Origin of the sequence: Sphingomonas sp. LR60 (genome assembly GCF_036855935.1) — a bacterium.
Lineage (GTDB): Bacteria > Pseudomonadota > Alphaproteobacteria > Sphingomonadales > Sphingomonadaceae > Sphingomonas.
Window position 1 is genome coordinate 3,145,518 of the sequence record NZ_JASPFK010000001.1, and the last position, 18,438, is coordinate 3,163,955.

19 protein-coding genes and 1 pseudogene are annotated in these 18,438 nt (G+C 65.1%); 1 reads left to right on the plus strand and 19 read right to left on the minus strand.

Translation table 11 applies throughout. The features are described from left to right. Window positions 1-6: 6 nt before the first annotated feature. The 17 genes and pseudogenes from QP166_RS14860 to QP166_RS14940 form a co-directional block, all read right to left on the minus strand. Window positions 7-753 (minus strand): biotin--[acetyl-CoA-carboxylase] ligase, encoded by a 747-nt coding sequence (locus QP166_RS14860; protein ID WP_333917352.1) that lies wholly within the window; start codon window positions 751-753, stop codon window positions 7-9. Further along, window positions 731-2,191 carry an NADH-quinone oxidoreductase subunit NuoN gene (nuoN, locus tag QP166_RS14865; protein WP_333916615.1) on the minus strand — a complete coding sequence of 487 codons (1,461 nt, stop codon included), beginning with the start codon at window positions 2,189-2,191 and terminating at the stop codon, window positions 731-733. The genes QP166_RS14860 and nuoN overlap by 23 nt, the downstream gene beginning before the upstream one ends. Next, window positions 2,191-3,729: an NADH-quinone oxidoreductase subunit M gene (locus QP166_RS14870; protein ID WP_333916616.1), complete on the minus strand. Its 1,539-nt coding sequence runs from the start codon at window positions 3,727-3,729 to the stop codon at window positions 2,191-2,193. Before QP166_RS14870 ends, nuoN begins: the two co-directional genes overlap by 1 nt. 15 nt (window positions 3,730-3,744) lie before the next feature. After that, window positions 3,745-4,275 carry a hypothetical protein gene (locus tag QP166_RS14875; RefSeq protein WP_333917353.1) on the minus strand — a complete coding sequence of 177 codons (531 nt, stop codon included), beginning with the start codon at window positions 4,273-4,275 and terminating at the stop codon, window positions 3,745-3,747. Next, window positions 4,275-5,876 carry an NADH-quinone oxidoreductase subunit L gene (gene nuoL / locus QP166_RS14880; protein WP_333916617.1) on the minus strand — a complete coding sequence of 534 codons (1,602 nt, stop codon included), beginning with the start codon at window positions 5,874-5,876 and terminating at the stop codon, window positions 4,275-4,277. The genes QP166_RS14875 and nuoL overlap by 1 nt, the downstream gene beginning before the upstream one ends. 6 nt (window positions 5,877-5,882) lie before the next feature. Next, complete coding sequence (gene nuoK, locus QP166_RS14885) at window positions 5,883-6,197, minus strand: NADH-quinone oxidoreductase subunit NuoK (protein ID WP_037489584.1); 315 nt, start codon at window positions 6,195-6,197, stop codon at window positions 5,883-5,885. Between the two features lie 8 nt (window positions 6,198-6,205). After that, entirely contained in the window at window positions 6,206-6,817 is a 612-nt protein-coding gene (locus QP166_RS14890; protein ID WP_333916618.1) for an NADH-quinone oxidoreductase subunit J, read from the minus strand. Window positions 6,818-6,902: 85 nt separating this feature from the next. Further along, window positions 6,903-7,388, minus strand: a complete 486-nt coding sequence (gene nuoI / locus QP166_RS14895; protein WP_333916619.1) for an NADH-quinone oxidoreductase subunit NuoI — start codon at window positions 7,386-7,388, stop codon at window positions 6,903-6,905. 1 nt (window position 7,389) lies between these two features. Beyond that, a complete protein-coding gene (gene nuoH / locus QP166_RS14900; RefSeq protein ID WP_333916620.1) occupies window positions 7,390-8,436 on the minus strand; it encodes an NADH-quinone oxidoreductase subunit NuoH in 1,047 nt (348 codons plus the stop codon). Further along, window positions 8,433-10,451 (minus strand): NADH-quinone oxidoreductase subunit NuoG, encoded by a 2,019-nt coding sequence (nuoG, locus tag QP166_RS14905; RefSeq protein WP_333916621.1) that lies wholly within the window; start codon window positions 10,449-10,451, stop codon window positions 8,433-8,435. Before nuoG ends, nuoH begins: the two co-directional genes overlap by 4 nt. Then, on the minus strand, window positions 10,451-11,755 hold the full coding sequence (gene nuoF / locus QP166_RS14910) for an NADH-quinone oxidoreductase subunit NuoF (protein ID WP_333916622.1): 1,305 nt from the start codon (window positions 11,753-11,755) through the stop codon (window positions 10,451-10,453). The genes nuoG and nuoF overlap by 1 nt, the downstream gene beginning before the upstream one ends. After that, entirely contained in the window at window positions 11,752-12,447 is a 696-nt protein-coding gene (locus QP166_RS14915; RefSeq protein WP_333916623.1) for a complex I 24 kDa subunit family protein, read from the minus strand. Before QP166_RS14915 ends, nuoF begins: the two co-directional genes overlap by 4 nt. Further along, window positions 12,447-13,728, minus strand: a pseudogene (locus tag QP166_RS14920) (NADH-quinone oxidoreductase subunit D). The gene QP166_RS14915 and the pseudogene QP166_RS14920 overlap by 1 nt, the downstream one beginning before the upstream one ends. After that, a complete protein-coding gene (locus QP166_RS14925; protein ID WP_333916624.1) occupies window positions 13,725-14,573 on the minus strand; it encodes an NADH-quinone oxidoreductase subunit C in 849 nt (282 codons plus the stop codon). The pseudogene QP166_RS14920 and the gene QP166_RS14925 overlap by 4 nt, the downstream one beginning before the upstream one ends. After that, window positions 14,570-15,139, minus strand: a complete 570-nt coding sequence (locus QP166_RS14930; protein WP_443027217.1) for a NuoB/complex I 20 kDa subunit family protein — start codon at window positions 15,137-15,139, stop codon at window positions 14,570-14,572. Before QP166_RS14930 ends, QP166_RS14925 begins: the two co-directional genes overlap by 4 nt. Next, entirely contained in the window at window positions 15,130-15,504 is a 375-nt protein-coding gene (locus QP166_RS14935) for an NADH-quinone oxidoreductase subunit A (protein ID WP_066707179.1), read from the minus strand. The genes QP166_RS14930 and QP166_RS14935 overlap by 10 nt, the downstream gene beginning before the upstream one ends. A gap of 105 nt (window positions 15,505-15,609) precedes the next feature. Next, window positions 15,610-16,074, minus strand: coding sequence for an NUDIX domain-containing protein (locus QP166_RS14940; RefSeq protein WP_333916625.1), 465 nt, complete (start codon window positions 16,072-16,074; stop codon window positions 15,610-15,612). A 111-nt stretch (window positions 16,075-16,185) separates the two neighbouring features. On the opposite strand from QP166_RS14940, the gene dcd reads away from it, so the two are divergent. Continuing rightward, on the plus strand, window positions 16,186-16,740 hold the full coding sequence (gene dcd / locus QP166_RS14945) for a dCTP deaminase (protein ID WP_159758688.1): 555 nt from the start codon (window positions 16,186-16,188) through the stop codon (window positions 16,738-16,740). Window positions 16,741-17,468: 728 nt separating this feature from the next. On the opposite strand, the gene QP166_RS14950 is transcribed toward dcd, so the two are convergent. Both QP166_RS14950 and QP166_RS14955 read right to left on the minus strand, forming a co-directional pair. After that, window positions 17,469-17,819 carry a tetratricopeptide repeat protein gene (locus tag QP166_RS14950; RefSeq protein WP_333916626.1) on the minus strand — a complete coding sequence of 117 codons (351 nt, stop codon included), beginning with the start codon at window positions 17,817-17,819 and terminating at the stop codon, window positions 17,469-17,471. Window positions 17,820-18,004: 185 nt separating this feature from the next. After that, window positions 18,005-18,433 (minus strand): ExbD/TolR family protein, encoded by a 429-nt coding sequence (locus QP166_RS14955; protein WP_333916627.1) that lies wholly within the window; start codon window positions 18,431-18,433, stop codon window positions 18,005-18,007. Between the last annotated feature and the right edge of the window lie 5 nt (window positions 18,434-18,438).

Here is an 18,438-nt window from a genome sequence, read left to right on the forward strand (position 1 = left end):
TCTCCCTTAGACCACGAACACGTCGCCGGCATGGATGACATGCCGCGTACCGTCCGCCAAGCCGAGCAGCAGCGCCCCGCTCGTATCCAGGCCGAGGAACCGCCCTTCCAACGCCGTCTGACTGGGCAGCCGCACTTTCAGCGCGGTGCCGACCGCATGCGCACGCTCGCTCCAGCGTGCGGCGATCGGTGCCATCCCCTGCCCGCGCCAGACCGTCAGCCACGCAGCGAAGCGATCTGCGAGGTCGCCGAGCAGCGTGGCCGCGTCCACCGTCGCACCAGCGGCGTGGAGGCTGGTCGTGGCGCGGTCGGCAAGCGCCGGATGGTGCGCGACATTCACCCCGATCCCGACCACCACATGCGCGGCACCGCGCTCGAGCAGGATGCCCGAAAGCTTCGCCCCGTCGAGCAGCAGGTCGTTGGGCCATTTCAGTCGCAGCGCGCGTGCGTCAGGCAGGATGCCGCGCACCGTCTCCTCCAGCGCAACCGCCGCGACCAACGCCAGACCGGCCGCCGATGGATCGCCCGGGCGGATTGCGACCAGTGTGCTCGCGTAGAGATTGCCGGCGGGCGAGTCCCAGACCCGCCCTTGCCGGCCGCGCCCGGCGGTCTGCTGCTCGGCGCGAAGCCATGTTCCTTCGTCGACCGCGCGGTCGCCCGCCAGCGTCAGCAGGTCGGCGTTGGTCGACCCGGTCGCCGGGACCGTCAGGATCCGGGGCAGCGCCGGCGCCTTAGAAGAGGCTGTTGGCGGCAGCGAGCGTCCAAGCCGACAGCGCCGGGATGGCCAGGTAACCGAGCGGTGAGACGAACACCGCCGCGACCGCGATCAGCCCGCCCTCAAGCTTGTCGCCCTCACCGAACGCCCCGGTCGGCTCGTCGAAGTACATCGTCTTGACGAGGCGCAGGTAATAATAGGCACCGATCACGCTGAACACGACGCCGATCACCGCCAGTGGGAACAGCCCCGCCTGCACCGCGGCGTAGAAGACCGCGAACTTGGCGTAGAAGCCGAACAGCGGCGGAATACCGGCGAGCGAGAACATGAAGATCGCCAGCGCCGCCGCCAGACCCGGCCGCGTCCGCGACAGGCCGGCGAGGCTGGCGATCGTCTCGATCGGCTGCCCGTCCGCATCGCGCATCTGGAGCACGACCAGGAAGCTGCCCAGCGTCATCGCCAGATAGATCGTCATATAGGTCATGACCGACGCGACGCCTTCCGGCGTTCCGGCGGCAAGACCGATCAGCGCGAAGCCGACGTTGTTGATCGACGAATAAGCGAGCAGTCGCTTTACGTTCTGCTGCCCGATCGCCGCAACCGCGCCGAGCAGGATCGAAGCGAGCGACGCGAAGATCACGATCTGTCGCCACTGGACCTCGGCCGGCCCCATCGCCTCGATCGCGACGCGGACCGCGAGCGCGATCGCCGCGACCTTGGGTGCCGAGGCGAAGAAGGCGGTCACCGGGGTCGGCGCGCCTTCGTAGACGTCGGGGGTCCACATGTGGAACGGCACCGCCGAGATCTTGAACGCGAGGCCAGCGAACACGAACACCAGCCCGAACAGAAGGCCCAGCGAGCGCCCGCTACCCGTCAGGGGCGCCGCGGCATAGGCACCTGCGATCTCGTTGAACAAGGTCGAGCCGGTGAAGCCGTAAACGAGGCTGATCCCGTAGAGCAGGATACCGCTGGCCAGTGCACCGAGCACGAAATACTTGAGCCCTGCCTCCGCCGAGCGCGTGTCCTGCCGCATGAAGCTCGCCAGCACATAGGCGGCCAAGCTCTGCAGCTCGAGCCCAACATAGAGCGTCAGCAGATCGCCCGCCGACACCATCATCCCCATACCGCACGCCGACAGCAGGATCAGCACCGGATATTCCGGGCGCAGATCCGCACCGGCGGTGCGGCGGAAGAAATCGGGCGCCATCAGGATCGCGACCGCGGCACCGACGTAGATCAGCACCTTGGCAAAGGCGGCGAACGCATCGGCACGGTACAGCCCGTAGAAAGCGTCACCGCCGGACGACGCCGGCCCGGTCAGCGCGATCAATGCGCCGCCCAACACCGCGACCGCTACCCACGACACCGCTTTGGTCGAGGCCGGGCCACCCCAGGCAGCGACCAGCATCAACGCGATCGCTCCGACCGCGAGCACCAGCTCGGGCAGCGTCATCGCCAGATTGGCGGCGTAATCCATCAGTGTGCGCTCCCATGCGCAGAAGTTTCGGCATGTGCGGCCGGGACGATCCCCTTGCCCTTGGTGGGCAGCGAGTCACCGGCCGGGCGGGCGCGGTCGATCCGTGCCAGCAGGATCTGCGTATCCTTGCGCATCGGCGCGAGGAAGCTCTCCGGATAGACGCCCATCCACAGCACCGCCGCCGCGATCGGGACCAGCAGCCACAACTCGCGCGGCGTTAGGTCCGACATCGCGCGGACATCGTCCGACTTGATCTCACCGAACACGACACGCCGGTAGAGATACAGCATATACGCCGCACCCAGGATGATGCCGGTGGTGCACAGCAAGGCGATCGTCGTCGACACCTGGTAGGTGCCCATCAGGCTCAGCAATTCGCCGACGAAGTTGCTCGTGCCGGGCAAGCCGATCGAGGCCATCGTGAACAGCAGGAACAGGATCGCATAGCGCGGCATGTTGATCGCCAGCCCGCCGTAGCGGCTGATCTCACGCGTATGCAGCCGGTCGTAGATCACGCCGACGCACAGGAACAAGGCACCCGACACCAGGCCGTGACCCAGCATCACCATCATCGCGCCCTCGATTCCCTGCGCATTGAACGCGAACAGGCCGATGGTTACGATCGCCATGTGCGCGACCGACGAATAAGCGATCAGCTTCTTCATGTCGGACTGCACCAGCGCGACGAGGCTGGTGTAGATCACCGCCACCGCGCTCAGCCCGAACACCAGCCACACGAGGTCAGCCGAGGCTTCGGGGAACATCGGCAGGCTGAAGCGCAGGAAGCCATAGCCGCCAAGCTTCAACAGCACGCCCGCCAGGATCACCGACCCCGCGGTCGGCGCCTGCACGTGCGCGTCGGGCAGCCAGGTGTGGACCGGCCACATCGGCATCTTGACCGCGAACGACGCGAAGAACGCCAGCCATAGCCACGTCTGGACGCTCGCCGGGAAGTCATAGTTGAGCAGCACCGGGATGCTGGTCGTTTCAGCGGTGATGCTCATGTACAGCATCGCGATGAACATCAGCAGCGAGCCGAGCAGCGTGTACAGGAAGAACTTGTACGACGCGTAGATGCGGTTCGCCCCGCCCCAGATGCCGATGATCAGGAACATCGGGATCAGGCCGGCTTCGAAGAAGATGTAGAACAGGAACAGGTCCTGCGCCGCGAAGGTGCCGATCATCAGCACTTCGGTGAACAGGAAAGCCGCCATATATTCCGGCACGCGCTTCTCGATCGCCTGCCAGCTTGCGCCGATGCAGATCGGCATCAGGAACACCGACAGCACGATCAGCAGCAACGCATAGCCGTCGATGCCGAGCGCCCAGCCGAACCGGCCGAACAGCGGGGCATATTCGACGAACTGCCATTGCGCGCCGCCGATGTCGAACGACATCCACAGCACCACGCCGAGCGCGAGGTCGATCAGCGTCGCGGCCAGTGCGGTGACACGCGCCGCCGGGGCGGAGAGGAACAGACACGCGATGGCGGCGACCGCGGGGACCGCCAGCATCAGCGAAAGGATCGGGAACGACATCTTCCTTCTCCCCGCTCAGCCCGCGATCGCCCAGGTGATCGCGGCGGTGAGCCCGATCAGCATGACGAAAGCATAAGTATAGACATATCCGGTCTGGAGACGAACCGCCGCGCGGCTTCCCACCTGCACCAGCCACGCCGAGCCGTTCGGCCCGAAGCGGTCGATCGTCCCTTCATCGCCACGGTGCCACAGCAGGCGACCGATCGCGAACGCCGGGCGCACGAACAGGAAGTGGTAGAGCTGGTCGAAATACCATTTGTTGAGCAGGAAGCGGTACAACGGCTGGAACGTGTCCGCGAATTTCGCGGGCGCGTCCGGCGAGCGGATGTACGTCAAATAGGCGATCAGCAGCCCCGACAGCATCACGATCGTCGCGGCCAACTGCACCAGCAGCGGAACCTGATGCATTTCGTGCATCATATGCTCGTTGAAGAACAACGCACCCTTCCAGAACCCACCCGCGCTCTCCGGATCGATGAACCAGCGATGGAACACGAAGCCGGCGGCGACCGCGCCGATCGACAGCACGATCAACGGGATCAGCATCACGATCGGGCTCTCATGCGGATGATAGCCGCCGGTGCCCTTCGGGATCTCGTTGAACCCACGCGACTCGACGTGCGGCGCATGGCCGGCATCCTCGCCCGCGGGATCGGGATGATGCGCGGCATCATGGCCGTGCGCATGCGCGTCGCCATGGTCGTGCGCGTGCGCGTGATCGTCAGGCGCATGATCGCCATGCCCGTGCGCGTCGTGGAGCGCGTGCTGGATATGCTCCGACGCGGCCCAGCGCGGCTCCCCCAGAAGGTGAGGAACATCAGCCGCCACGAATAGAAGCTCGTCAGCAGTGCGGCGAACACGCCGACCATCGAAGCGACCGGCGACCCGGCGGCCCAGGCCACCTCGATGATCGCGTCCTTCGAGTGATAGCCCGCGAACCCGCCGATCCCGTAGATGCCGACGCCGGTGATCGCGAGCGTGCCCAGCAGCATCGCCCAGAAGGTGACCGGGATCGCCTTCCGCAGCCCGCCGTAGAAGCGCATGTCCTGCTCGTGGTGCATCGCATGGATCACCGAGCCGGCACCGAGGAACAGCAGCGCCTTGAAGAAGGCGTGCGTGAACAGGTGGAACATCGCCGCGCCATAGGCGCCGACGCCTGCGGCGAAGAACATATAGCCAAGCTGCGAACAGGTCGAATAAGCGATCACGCGCTTGATGTCGGTCTGCGTCGTGCCGATCGTCGCCGCGAACAGGCAGGTCGCGGCCCCGATGAAGGTGACGAAGCCCATCGCGGTCGGCGAGGTCTCGAACATCGGCGACAGGCGGCACACCATGAACACGCCCGCGGTCACCATGGTCGCGGCGTGGATCAGCGCCGACACCGGGGTCGGGCCTTCCATCGCGTCGGGCAACCAAGTGTGCAGGCCGAGCTGCGCCGACTTGCCCATCGCGCCGACGAACAGCAGCAGGCACAGCACCGTCATCGTGTCGGCGCGGAACCACAGGAAGCCGATCGTCGACCCCGCCATCGACGGCGCGGCGGCGAGGATCGCCGGGATCGAGACGGTGTTGAAGACCAGATAGGTGCCGAAGATGCCGAGCATGAAGCCGAGATCGCCGACGCGGTTGACGACGAACGCCTTGATCGCCGCGGCATTGGCGCTCGGCTTGCGGAACCAGAAACCGATCAGCAGGTAGCTGGCGAGGCCGACGCCTTCCCAGCCGAAGAACATCTGGATCAGATTGTCCGCGGTCACCAGCATCAGCATCGCGAAGGTGAACAGCGACAGATAGGCGAAGAAGCGCGGCTGGTCCGGGTCCTCGCTCATATAGCCCCAGCTATAGAGGTGGACGAGCGCCGAGACGCTGGTGATCACCACCAGCATCACCGCGGTCAACGCATCGACGCGCAGCGCCCAGGACACGTCGAACGTGCCGGAGGTCATGAAGTGCAGCACCGGCGTCACCGACGCCTCGCTGCTGCCCATCAGGAAGCCGATGAACACCGGCCACGACAGGGCGCACGACAGGAACAGCCCGCCGGTGGTGATCGCCTTGGGCAGCGTCGCGCCAAACGACTTGTTCGCGAACCCGGCGACGATCGCCGCGACGAGCGGGACGAAGACGATGAAGAGAATCGAATGCACCGGAATTTATCCCTTCATCCGGCTGGGATCGTCGACCGAGATCGAGCCGCGGCCGCGGAAGAAGATCACGAGAATGGCCAGCCCGATCGCCGCCTCACCGGCGGCGACAGTCAACACGAACATCGCGAACACTTGTCCGACGAGGTCCTGCAACGCCGCCGAGAAAGCGACGAGGTTGATGTTCACCGCCAGCAGGATCAGCTCGATCGCCATGAGGATGACGATGATGTTCTTGCGATTGAGGAAAATCCCCAGCACGCCCATCGTGAACAGGATCGCCGCGACGACGAGATAGTGGACGAGGCCGACGCCTCCCGACATGGCCGCGTTCACAGCTGTACCCCCTGCCCGATCTCCGGCCGCACGTTGCGCGTCGCGTCCTGCGGACGGCGCGCATTCTGCCGCGCGATATTCTGGTAACGCGACCCCGACCGCTCGCGGTGGGTCAGCACGATCGCGCCGATCATCGCGACCAGCAGCACCAGCCCGGCGCCCTCGAAGATGAAGAGGTAACGCGTGTAGAGCAGGTTGCCGATCTGAACGATGTTCGGGACGACATGATCGGTCGGCGCCGCGCGGCGGGCGAGGTCGATCCCGCCCGCGCTCCAGGCGCCCACCCCGATCAGAATCTCGGCGACCAGCGCCACCGCGAGCACCAGCCCGATCCCGAAATAGCGGACGAACCCGGCGCGCATTTCCGCGAAGTCGATGTCGAGCATCATGACCACGAACAGGAACAGCACCGCGACCGCGCCGACATAGACGATCACCAGCAGCATCGCAATGAACTCGGCGCCGACCAGCACCATCAGCCCGGCGGCATTGAAGAACGCGAGGATCAGCCACAGCACCGAATGCACCGGATTGCGCGACGAAATCGTCATCGCACCGGACAGCAGCACGACGAGCGCGAACAAATAGAAGGCGATGGCCTGGATCATAGCGCCTTCCCCGCGTCCGCACGCTCACGGCGCGCGCTGATTGAAACCGTCAAAATCATCTCGACCCCTGATGTCACGCGAGCGCCTACCGGTACGGCGCGTCGGCGGCAAGGTTCGCGGCGATCGCGCGCTCCCACCGGTCGCCGTTGTCGAGCAGCTTGGCCTTGTCGTAGATCAGTTCCTCGCGCGTCTCGGTCGCGAAATCGAGGTTCGGACCCTCGACGACCGCGTCGACCGGGCACGCTTCCTGGCACAGGCCGCAATAGATGCACTTGGTCATATCGATGTCGTAGCGCGTCGTGCGGCGGCTGCCGTCGTCGCGCGGTTCGGCCTCGATCGTGATCGCCTGCGCCGGGCACACTGCCTCGCACAGCTTGCATGCGATGCAGCGCTCTTCCCCGTTGGGGTAGCGGCGCAGCGCATGTTCGCCGCGGAAACGCGGGCTCAGCGGGTTCTTCTCGTACGGATAGTTGATCGTCGCCTTCGGCTTGAAGAAATACTTCAGCGTCAGCGCATGCGCCTTCACGAACTCGTAGAGCGTGAACGCCTTGATCGTCTGCGCGATACCCATCTTACACTCCCACGCGCATGAACATCAGCACGCCCGACACCAGAAACACCCAGAACAGCGACAGCGGCAGGAACACCTTCCACCCCAGCCGCATCAACTGGTCGTAGCGGTAGCGCGGCACCGTCGCCTTGATCCACGAGAAGACGAAGAAGAAGAACAGGATCTTGGCGAACAGCCAGATGATGCCCGGCACGAAATACAACGGCGCCCAGTCGAACGGCGGCAGATAGCCACCCCAGAACAACGTCGCGTTCAGCGTGCACATCAGCAGTACATTGGCATATTCGCCGAGCCAGTAGAGCGCGAACGCCATCGACGAATATTCGGTCTGATAGCCCGCGACCAGCTCGCTCTCCGCCTCGGTCAGATCGAACGGCGCGCGCTGCGTTTCCGCCAGCGACGAGATCAGGAACACGACGCTCATCGGGAACAGCAAGGGATTGAACCCGAAGCCGTTGATGAAGCCGTACAGCCCCTTCTGCGCCTCGACGATCGTCGTCAGGTTAAACGAACCCGCCCACATCACCACCGAAATCAGCACGAAGCCGATCGCGACTTCATAGCTGACCATCTGCGCCGCGGCGCGGATCGCCGAGAAGAACGGATATTTCGAGTTCGACGACCAGCCGGCGAGGATGATCCCGTACACGCCCAGCGACGAGGCCGCGAGCACGTACAGCAGGCCGACGTTGATGTTCGCCAGCACCACGCCGGGCTGGAACGGAACCACCGCCCAGACGATCAGTGCCACCGTGAAGGTGATGATCGGCGCGAGCAGGAACAGCCCGCGATTGGCGGCCGACGGAACGATCGTCTCCTGAAGGAAGACCTTCAGGCCGTCCGCGAACGACTGCAACAGCCCGAACGGCCCGACCACGTTCGGCCCGCGCCGCAACGCCATCGCCGCCCAGATCTTGCGATCGGCATAGATGATCATCGCCACCGACAGCATTAGCGGCAAGGCGATCGCTAGAATCCCGATGATCGTCGCGAGGAACCACGCCCAGCCATAAGGAAGGCCGACGGTATGATTGAAGAAGTCGGTCACTCCGCCGCCTCCGCGAAGCTCTCGCCATGCACCAGTTCCGCCGAGCAGCGCTGCATCGTCGGCGACGCCCGGCAAATGGCGTTGGTGAGATAGAAGTCCTTGATCGGATAACCTTCCAGCACGCCTTCGGCGGTCGTGCCGAGCGCGGGCGCGTGCCACGCGAAGGTCTTGAGCCCCAGCGTCGCCAGTTCCGGGCAATCCAGCGCCATCGCGGCGCGCAGCTCGCCGAGCGTATCGAACGAAAGCGTTTGCCCGAAGCGCTCGCTCAGCGCCCGGAAGATCGTCCAATCCTCGCGCGCGTCACCCGGCGGGAACACCGCGCGCTCGCCGCGCTGGACGCGGCCTTCGAGGTTGACGAACGTCCCCGATTTCTCGGCATAGCTCGCGCCCGGCAGGATCACGTCGGCATGATGCGCGCCGCGGTCGCCGTGATGACCGACATAGACCTTGAAGCCGGTAAAGCGCGCATGATCGCACTCGTCCGCGCCCAGGAAGAAGGTCAGCTTCGCATCATACAGCGCGGAAATACCGGCCGTTTGCGCATAGCCGAGCATCAGCCCGCCCATGCGGCTCGCCGCCATGTGAACGACGTTGAAGCCGTTCCAGCCCTGTCCCGAGCCTGTCGAGGCGGCGTCCTTTACCAGCCCCAGCGTCTCGACCAGCCCCAGCGCCGCGCCATGCGCGCCCTTGAGCGCTGCACCGCCGACGATCACCATCGGCTTGGCCGCCTTGCCGAACGCTTCGGTCACGCGCTCCGGCAGGTTCCCGAGCACCGACAGGTCGGCGCCGAGCCACTCGACCTTGTAGGTCAGCTCGGTTTCCGGCCCGACCGCGAAGACCTTCGCGCCCTTCTTGATCGCCTTGCGGATGCGCGTGTTCACCAGCGGCGCTTCCCAGCGCAGATTGGTGCCGACCAGCAGGATCGCGTCCGCCTCTTCGGTGCCCGCGATGGTGGTATTGAAGTTGACCGCGGCGAGGCTGGACGTGTCATAGTCCATCCCGGTCTGCCGCCCTTCGAGCAGCGACGAGCCGAGCCCCTTGAGCAGCGCCTTGGCCGCGAACATCGTCTCGCAGTCGACCAGATCGCCCGCGACCGCTGCGACCGAACCGCCATGGTCCACCGCCGCGATCGCCGCGAACGCCTCGTCCCACGTCACCGCGTGCAGCTTGCCGTCGCGGCGCACATAGGGGCGGTCGAGCCGCTTGCGGACCAGACCGTCGACCGCGTGACGGGTCTTGTCGCTGGCCCATTCCTCGTTGACGTCATCGTTGACGCGCGGCACCGCGCGCAGCACCTGCCGCCCGCGGCTGTCGAGGCGGATGTTGGTGCCGACCGCGTCCATCACGTCGATCGTCAGCGTCTTGCGCAGCTCCCACGGGCGCGCCTCGAACGCGTAAGGCTTGCTGGTCAGCGCACCGACCGGGCACAGGTCGACGACGTTGCCGCTCAGCTCGCTACTGACCGCTTCCTCCAGATAGGAGGTGATCTGCATGTTCTCGCCGCGATAGATCGCGCCGATCTCCTGAACGCCCGCGACTTCTTCCGCGAAACGGATGCAGCGCGTGCACTGAATGCAGCGGGTCATGACCGTCTTTACGATCGGACCCATATACTTCTCGGTCACCGCGCGCTTGTTCTCGTCATAGCGCGAGTGGCCGCGACCATAAGCGACCGACTGGTCCTGCAGATCGCACTCGCCGCCCTGATCGCAGATCGGGCAGTCGAGCGGGTGGTTGATGAGCAGGAATTCCATGATGCCCTCGCGGGCATGTTTCACCATCGGCGTGTTGGTGAAGATCTCCTGGTTCTCCGCGGCCGGTAGCGCGCAGCTCGCCTGCGGCTTGGGCGGCCCCGGCTTCACCTCGACCAGACACATCCGGCAATTGCCGGCGATCGACAGCCGTTCGTGGTAGCAGAAGCGCGGGATCTCCTTGCCCGCAAGCTCGCACGCCTGCAGCACGGTGGCGCCCTGCGGCACCTCGATCTCGACTCCGTCGACTTTGACCTTGGGCATTATTCGGCAGCTTCCTGCATCGGGGCGACGTTGCCGCCACGCTCGTTGATGCGGCGTTCCAGCTCGGGGCGGAAATGACGGATCAGCCCCTGCACAGGCCAGGCCGCCGCGTCGCCCAGTGCGCAGATCGAATGGCCCTCGACCTGCTTGGTCACCTGCTGGAGCATGTCGATCTCGCCGATCTCGGCATCACCGGTGCGCAGCCGCTCCATCACGCGCCACATCCAGCCGGTGCCTTCGCGGCACGGCGTGCACTGGCCGCAGCTTTCGTGCTTGTAGAAGTACGACAGCCGCGCGATCGCACGGACGACGTCGGTCGACTTGTCCATCACGATCACCGCCGCGGTGCCGAGGCCCGAGCCGACCGCCTTCAGGCCGTCGAAGTCCATCGGCGCGTCCATGATGTCCTTGGCCGGGACCAGCGGCACCGACGACCCGCCCGGGATCACCGCGAGCAGATTGTCCCAGCCGCCGCGGATGCCGCCGCAATGCTTCTCGATCAACTCGCGGAAGGGAATGCTCATCGCTTCCTCGACCACGCACGGCGTGTTCACATGGCCCGAGATCTGGAAGAGCTTGGTGCCCTTGTTGTTCTCCGCACCGAAGCTGGAGAACCACGCCGCCCCACGCCGCAGGATCGTCGGCGCGACCGCGATCGACTCGACGTTGTTGACCGTCGTCGGGCAGCCATACAGCCCCGCGCCCGCCGGGAACGGCGGCTTGAGCCGCGGCTGGCCCTTCTTGCCTTCGAGGCTTTCGAGCATCGCGGTCTCTTCGCCGCAGATGTACGCGCCCGCGCCGCGATGGACGAAGACGTCGAAGTCATAGCCCGATCCGCAGGCGTTCTTGCCGACCAGGCCCTTGTCATACGCCTCGGCGACCGCCGCGAACAGCACCTCGGCCTCTCGGATATATTCGCCGCGAATGTAGATGTACGCCGCCCGCGCGCGCATCGCGAAGCCCGCGACCAGCGCGCCCTCGATCAACTTGTGCGGATCGTGGCGGATGATCTCGCGGTCCTTGCACGAACCCGGCTCGGATTCGTCGGCGTTGATGACCAGGAAGTTCGGCCGGTCCGGTTTCGGCTCCTTGGGCATGAACGACCATTTCGTGCCGGTCGGGAACCCCGCCCCGCCGCGCCCGCGCAGCCCCGACGCCTTGACGACGTCGATGATCTTGTCCTGGCCAAGCTCCAGCAGCGCCTTGGTATTGTCCCAGTCGCCGCGCGCCATCGCCGCGTCCAGCCGCCACGACTGATAGCCGTAGAGGTTGGTAAAGATGCGGTCCTTATCGAGCAGGCTCATGCGTCCGCTCCCTGCGTAGCGACGTTCCATTCGTCGCGGTAATCGTGGTTCTCGGTCACCATCGCGGTCAGCGAGGTCGGACCGCCCTTCGGCTCGACCGTGTGGCGACCCGGCTCCTGCGTGCCCGGCTTGGGCGCGCCGCCATTCGCCAGCGTCTCCAGGATCGCGATCGTGCGGTCGTAGTCGAGGTCTTCGTAATTGTCGTCGTTGATCTGCACCATCGGTGCCGACGAACAATTGCCCATGCACTCGACCTCGGTCAGCGTGAACAGGCCATCCGGGGTCGTCTTGCCCTTGATCAGGCCCTTGTTCTTGCACGCCGCCAGCACGTCGTCCGACCCGCGCAACATGCACGGCGTCGTGCCGCACACCTGGACGTGGAAGCGGCCGACCGGAGCGAGGTTGAACATCGTGTAGAAGGTCGCGACCTCGTACACGCGCATATACGGCACGCCGATCTCGCGCGCGACGAACTCGATCACCGGGACCGGCAGCCAGCCCTGCGTCTGCGTCTCGGTGCCGACCTGCCGCTGCGCGAGGTCGAGCAGCGGGATCGACGCCGATTGCTCGCGTCCGGCCGGATAGCGCGACAGGATCGCGTCACGTTTCGCCTTGCTGTCGTCGTTCCACTGGAACGCGCCCCAGCGTGCGCGGACCTCGGCCTCGTCGGGGATGATAGGTGCGTCAGCCATCAGCGGTCACATTCGCCAAAAACGATATCCATCGCGCCCAGGATGGCGGTGGTGTCCGCCAGCATGTGGCCGCGGCTCATGAAGTCCATCGCCTGCAGGTGCGAAAAAGCGGTCGGGCGAGATCTTGCAGCGATACGGCTTGTTGGTGCCGTCGCTGACCAGATACACGCCGAACTCGCCCTTCGGGCTCTCGGTCGCCACATACACTTCGCCCGCCGGGACGTGATAACCCTCGGTGTAGAGCTTGAAGTGGTGGATCAGCGCTTCCATCGAGCGCTTCATCTCGGCGCGCTTCGGCGGCACCACCTTGCGGTCGAGCGACGCGATCGGCCCCTCCGGCATCTCGGCGAGGCATTGCTTCATGATCCGCGCCGACTGGCGGACCTCCTCGACGCGCACCATGAAGCGATCGTAACAGTCGCCGCGCGTGCCCACGGGCACGTCGAAGTCCATCTTCGCATAGACATCGTATGGCTGCGACTTGCGCAGATCCCACGGGATGCCCGCGGCGCGGATCATCGGGCCGGAGAAGCCCCATTTGATCGCATCCTCGCGGCTCACGGTCGCGATATCGACGTTGCGCTGCTTGAAGATGCGATTGTCGGCGACGAGGCTGATCGCATCCTCGAACAGCCGCGGCAACCGCGTGTCGAGCCAGTCGGCGATGTCGGTCAGCAGCTTGAGCGGCACGTCCTGGTGCACCCCGCCGGGGCGGAAGTAATTGTGGTGCATCCGCGCGCCGGTCGCGCGCTCGAGGAAGCCGTAGCAATCCTCGCGAATCTCGAACAGCCACAGGTTCGGCGTCATCGCGCCGACGTCCATGACGTGCGACCCGAGATTGAGCATGTGGTTCGAGATGCGCGTCAGCTCGGCGAAGAACACCCGCAGATATTGCGCGCGGATCGGCACTTCGAGATCGAGCAACTTCTCGATCGCGAGCACGAAGGTGTGCTCCATGCACGCCGGCGAGCAATAATCGAGGCGATCGAAATACGGGATCGCCTGTGCGTAGGTCTTGTATTCGATCAGCTTCTCGGTGCCGCGGTGCAGCAGCCCGACGTGCGGATCGATGCGCTCGATGATCTCACCGTTCAGCTCCATGACGAGCCGCAGCACGCCGTGCGCCGCGGGATGCTGCGGGCCGAAGTTGATCGTGTAATTCTGGATCGCCACGTCGCCCTCGGTCGGGTGCGCGGCGTCGGTGGCGTGCAGGATCTTCTCGATCGCGGGATCGACCTCGCGATCGACCGCCTGCTCCTTCTGGACGTAGGTATCGGTCATTGGTTCTGCCCTCCGCCCTTCGACGGCACCACATCGGGGTCGGCCGGCTTCGGCTCGGCATCGCTTTCGGCACGCCCTGCGCCGGTCTCGGCGGTGCTGGTCGTGTCCTTCTTGGCGTAAGGCTGGCTCGGCGCCGGCGCGTCCTGCTTCGGCGTCTGGGTGGCGCCGGCCTTCTGCACTTCGGTCGCGGTCGCCGGGGTCTGCGCGCCCTTCGCCTCGGGCAGCTTCGCCTTCTCGTCGCCCGGCAGCACGTATTCCGCCCCTTCCCAGGGGCTGGTGAAGTCGAAGGTGCGGAAGTCCTGCGCCAGCTTCACCGGCTCATAGACGACGCGCTTCTGCTCTTCGGAATAGCGCAGCTCGACGAACCCGGTCAGCGGGAAGTCCTTGCGGAACGGATGCCCGCGAAAGCCATAATCGGTCAGGATGCGGCGCAGGTCGCGGTTGCCCGAGAACAGCACGCCGTACATGTCGTAGACTTCGCGCTCCAGCCACCCCGCGACCGGCCAGATGTCGGTCACCGACGGCACCGGCGTATCCTCGGTCGCGCCGACATGGACGTGCAGCCGGTGGTTACGCGTCAGCGACAACAGGCAATAGACGACTTCGAACCGCTCGGCGCGCCCCGGATAGTCGACGCCCGCAATCTCCATCAGCTGCTGATATTCGAGCCCGGGCGTATCGCGCAGGGCGGTCAGCGCGGCGACGAGGCCGTCGCGCGTGACGTGCAACTGCACCTCCCCCGCGATCTCGATCGCATGAAGCAACGCGCCGCCGATCGCGGCACGCGCCGCGTCGATCGTCGCATCGTTGAGTTGCGCCGCATAGGCAGGAGCCGGTGCCCTCACCGTTCGATGCTCCCGGCGCGACGGATCTTCCGCTGCAACTGCATCACGCCGTACAACAGCGCCTCGGCGGTCGGCGGGCAGCCGGGGACATAGATGTCGACCGGCACCACGCGATCGCAACCGCGTACGACACTGTAGCTATAGTGATAATAGCCGCCGCCATTGGCGCACGACCCCATCGAGATGACGTATTTCGGCTCCGACATCTGGTCGTAGACCTTGCGGAGCGCCGGCGCCATCTTGTTGCAGAGCGTGCCCGCGACGATCATCACGTCGGACTGGCGCGGCGATGCGCGCGGTGCGGCGCCGAACCGCTCCATGTCGTAGCGCGGCATGTTGACGTGGATCATCTCGACCGCGCAGCACGCGAGCCCGAAGGTCATCCACCACAAAGAGCCGGTGCGCGCCCATTGAAACAGGTCCTCCGTCGACGTGACGAGGAAGCCCTTGTCGTTCAACTCGCCGTTGAGGCCGTCGAAAAAGCCCTGGTCGGGCGCGATCACGCCATGACCCGGCTCGGGATTGTTGACGAGCCCGATCGGCCCGGAGTGTGCTTCTACTCCCACTCCAGCGCTCCCTTCTTCCACGCGTAGACAAGGCCGAGCGCGAGTTCGGCGATAAAGATCATCATCGAGATCCATGCGGTCCAGCCGAGCGAGAAAACGCTGACTGCCCAAGGATATAGGAACGCCGCTTCGAGATCGAAGATGATGAACAGGATGGCGACCAGATAGAATCGCACGTCGAATTGCGAGCGGCTGTCCTCGAACGCGGGGAAACCGCATTCATATTCGGCCAGCTTTTCGGGCGTGGGTTTGGACGCGCCGGTCAGCTTGGCGACCGCCATCGGCAGGAACACGAATGCGCTCGACAGTGCGAGCGCCACCCCCAGGAACAGGAGGATCGGTAGGTATTGCGACAGATCGACCACTATGTCTCTCTCGCCTCTCTCGCAGGTGCGAACGGAACCGGCACGCTCTAGACCCCCGCCTCCGGAGGGGCAAGGCCGCGGGGAGTGAGAATGAATCGCAAGGACCTACCAGTCGTTGCTGCGCTCGCGGCGTCCCTGCCATTCGTCGATCCTCCGCTGCGTCGCGGAGGAAAGGCTGGCAGGTAGCGCATCGAGCGGATGGAAGGCGGCCGCGACGAGTTCGCGACTATCCGCGACCGGCGTTTCATCGCTGCGCGCGGAGAACAGGAAGACCGTGTCCCGCCTGCCCTCGGTGCGCGATTCGTAGCGCGCGACCAGGGTCAGGTCCCGCGCGATGCACCCGGTTTCCTCGTGGAGTTCGCGGAGCGCTGCCGCAGCCGGCGCCTCGCCGCGTGCGATCCCGCCGCCGGGCAGCATGTGCAGATCGCTGCGCCCATAACCATGCCGAACCAGCAGCACGTCACCGGCGCGATCGAACACCAGCAGTTTGACGCCACGCGTTCGCCAGCCGACCAGCGCCATCGCGCGACGACGCAGCCGGTAGGCGAGCGGCAAGAGCAGGTGCAGCATAGCCCGCCACGATAACGGCCGTCACGATCTGCAACCAGTCGTGGAATGCTGCGGGCTTGCACCGCACGCGCTCAGCAGCGAAAGCGCTCCGCAGCCGAGGGGAAGTTCATCATGTCCGTCATGTCCGATCGCTGGATCCGCGAGCGCGCGCTCGCCGACGGGATGATCGAGCCGTTCGTCGAGTCGCAACGCCGCGACGGCTGCATCAGCTACGGCCTGTCGAGCTACGGCTATGACGCGCGCGTCGCCGACGAATTCAAGATTTTCACCAACGTCGACAATGCGCTGGTCGACCCGAAGGACTTCGCGGCCAACAGCTTCGTCGATCGCAAGACCGACGTCTGCATCATCCCGCCCAACAGCTTCGCACTGGCGCGGACGGTGGAATATTTCCGGGTGCCGCGGGACGTGCTGGTGATCTGCCTCGGCAAGTCGACCTATGCGCGCTGCGGAATCATCGTCAACGTCACCCCGCTCGAACCCGGCTGGGAGGGGCACGTGACGCTCGAATTCTCGAACACGACCCCGCTGCCCGCCAAGATTTACGCCAACGAGGGCGCGTGTCAGTTCCTGTTCCTGTCGGGCAACGAACCCTGCGAGACCAGTTACGCCGATCGCGCCGGCAAATATATGGGCCAACGCGGCGTCACCCTGCCGAGGCTATAAGGGCTGTTCCGATCCCGCCGGTCGGGCGATGCGGCACGTGCGCTCCTGTCGAAAATCGTTCGGAGGACGCGCGCCCGCTCGATTACGTCGGTCATTTGGTGAGTTCAGAGGCTTAAAGCGTCCACGCGCTTGCGACGGACTAGCGCCTGTCTACGATCACGGATCGCCCGCGTCTTCACGTCATCCCGGACTTGATCCGGGATCCCGCTTCTTCGTTCTGTCGACAAAAGCGGGGCCTCGGATCAAGGCTTTCTTGAGCCAGTCGAAGGGACTGGGGTAACGATTAAGCGGTTGCTTGGCTCAAAACGTCGGCAGGCGCCACGAAAGTCCTGAATGTCGATCCGGCCTGGGAAGCGCTGATATCGTTCGCACCTGGTCCTGCCGTCGTCTCCTGCCGTCGTCCCGGGCTTGACCCGGGACCCCGCTTCGCACCGACAGACTAAGACGTCGATCAAACGCTGAAGCGCGGCCGAGCCCGCAGGCCAGCGGCCGGTAGCTGCCTCTAAGCACCACGCTCCGCTCGCATGTGGAAATGCACCTAGCAAATCCCAGCACGCCAAGAGCACGCGACCGCGCAGCAGATGCTGGACGGCAAGCCATCACGCAGCGCAAGCGAGCCTTCGGCAAAGCCCGCTAGCGAGTTTCACAACTCGAATCCTCGTTGCGTCACGCGTCGTCGATCGTGCCTCTGTCGCAACACAACAGTTGCTCGAAAGACACGCCAAGCCTTATCGAGTCGCCATCGCCGTCGTGAGCCGCATCATCCCAACGCGCGCCAGTTCATGCGAGGTGCGGACGCTTCCATCCGCCATGTCCAGTGCAACCGGCTCGCGGTCGAGGACGTCACCATACAACGCCCGCGCCTGCGCCTCGCGCCCAGTGCGCGCATAGACGGCGGCCAGATTGAGCATCAACTCAGGGCGATCGGGGAAGATCGCCCGCTCCGCGTCGATCGTCTGCTCCGCCTTCGCTAGGCTGCCGGCGGCGATTGCCTGATAACCGACTCGATCCTTTGCGACCGCCGGAGCCGCTGCCACCGTCACCAGCGTCAGCGCTGCAATCGTCAGCTTGCTGTACATTTCACCCTCCTGTCTGCGTCCGCGAAGACGGTCGCGTTACGCTTTTGTGACAAGAAGGTGTCACTTATTTGACATTCTGGCAAGAGGCTCCCGATCCGGGATGTTCAGATCTGACCCGCAGGAACGAAAAAGGGCGGCCCCGCAGGACCGCCCCTCTTCGCTCGGAAAGCCGATCGTGCGCGCGATCAGAAATCCTTGTAATATTGCTCGTTGCCGACGAAGCCGAGCTTCGTGACGTTTGACCGCTTGATGTCCGCCAGCGTCTGGTCGACGACATCGTAGCGCGTCGCCGGATCGGGCTGGAACTGCAGCTCCGGCTCCGGGCTCATCGCTGCCGATTGGTCGAGATACTGACGCAGCACCGTCGAATTGACCGGGGTGCCGTTCCAGGTGATCCCGCCCGCAGCGTCGATCGCGATCTTGTTCTTGATCGGATCAACCGGCGGCTTCTGCGCCTTCGGATCGTTGACCGGCAGGTCGACCTTCACCGCATGCGTCGGAACCGGAAGGGTGATGATGAACATGATGAGGAGCACGAGCATGACGTCGATCAACGGCGTCGTGTTCATTTCCATCATCGGCTCGCCGTCATCGCGGCCTGCACTCATTGCCATGTCAG

Bases quoted from the DNA above. Each gene is read 5' to 3' on its own strand.
- QP166_RS14955 (WP_333916627.1), bottom strand. From the start codon at position 18,433: ATGGCAATGAGTGCAGGCCGCGATGACGGCGAGCCGATGATGGAAATG.
- nuoF (WP_333916622.1), bottom strand. From the start codon at position 11,755: ATGAGCCTGCTCGATAAGGACCGCATCTTTACCAACCTCTACGGCTAT.
- QP166_RS14940 (WP_333916625.1), bottom strand. From the start codon at position 16,074: ATGCTGCACCTGCTCTTGCCGCTCGCCTACCGGCTGCGTCGTCGCGCG.
- nuoG (WP_333916621.1), bottom strand. From the start codon at position 10,451: ATGCCCAAGGTCAAAGTCGACGGAGTCGAGATCGAGGTGCCGCAGGGC.
- QP166_RS14870 (WP_333916616.1), bottom strand. From the start codon at position 3,729: ATGTCGTTCCCGATCCTTTCGCTGATGCTGGCGGTCCCCGCGGTCGCC.
- QP166_RS14915 (WP_333916623.1), bottom strand. From the start codon at position 12,447: ATGGCTGACGCACCTATCATCCCCGACGAGGCCGAGGTCCGCGCACGC.
- QP166_RS14890 (WP_333916618.1), bottom strand. From the start codon at position 6,817: ATGATCCAGGCCATCGCCTTCTATTTGTTCGCGCTCGTCGTGCTGCTG.
- dcd (WP_159758688.1), top strand. From the start codon at position 16,186: ATGTCCGTCATGTCCGATCGCTGGATCCGCGAGCGCGCGCTCGCCGAC.
- nuoK (WP_037489584.1), bottom strand. From the start codon at position 6,197: ATGTCGGGAGGCGTCGGCCTCGTCCACTATCTCGTCGTCGCGGCGATC.
- QP166_RS14875 (WP_333917353.1), bottom strand. From the start codon at position 4,275: ATGCTGATCCCGTTGATCGTGCTGTCGATCGGCGCGGTCGCCGCCGGC.
- QP166_RS14950 (WP_333916626.1), bottom strand. From the start codon at position 17,819: ATGTACAGCAAGCTGACGATTGCAGCGCTGACGCTGGTGACGGTGGCA.
- nuoN (WP_333916615.1), bottom strand. From the start codon at position 2,191: ATGGATTACGCCGCCAATCTGGCGATGACGCTGCCCGAGCTGGTGCTC.
- nuoI (WP_333916619.1), bottom strand. From the start codon at position 7,388: ATGGGTATCGCGCAGACGATCAAGGCGTTCACGCTCTACGAGTTCGTG.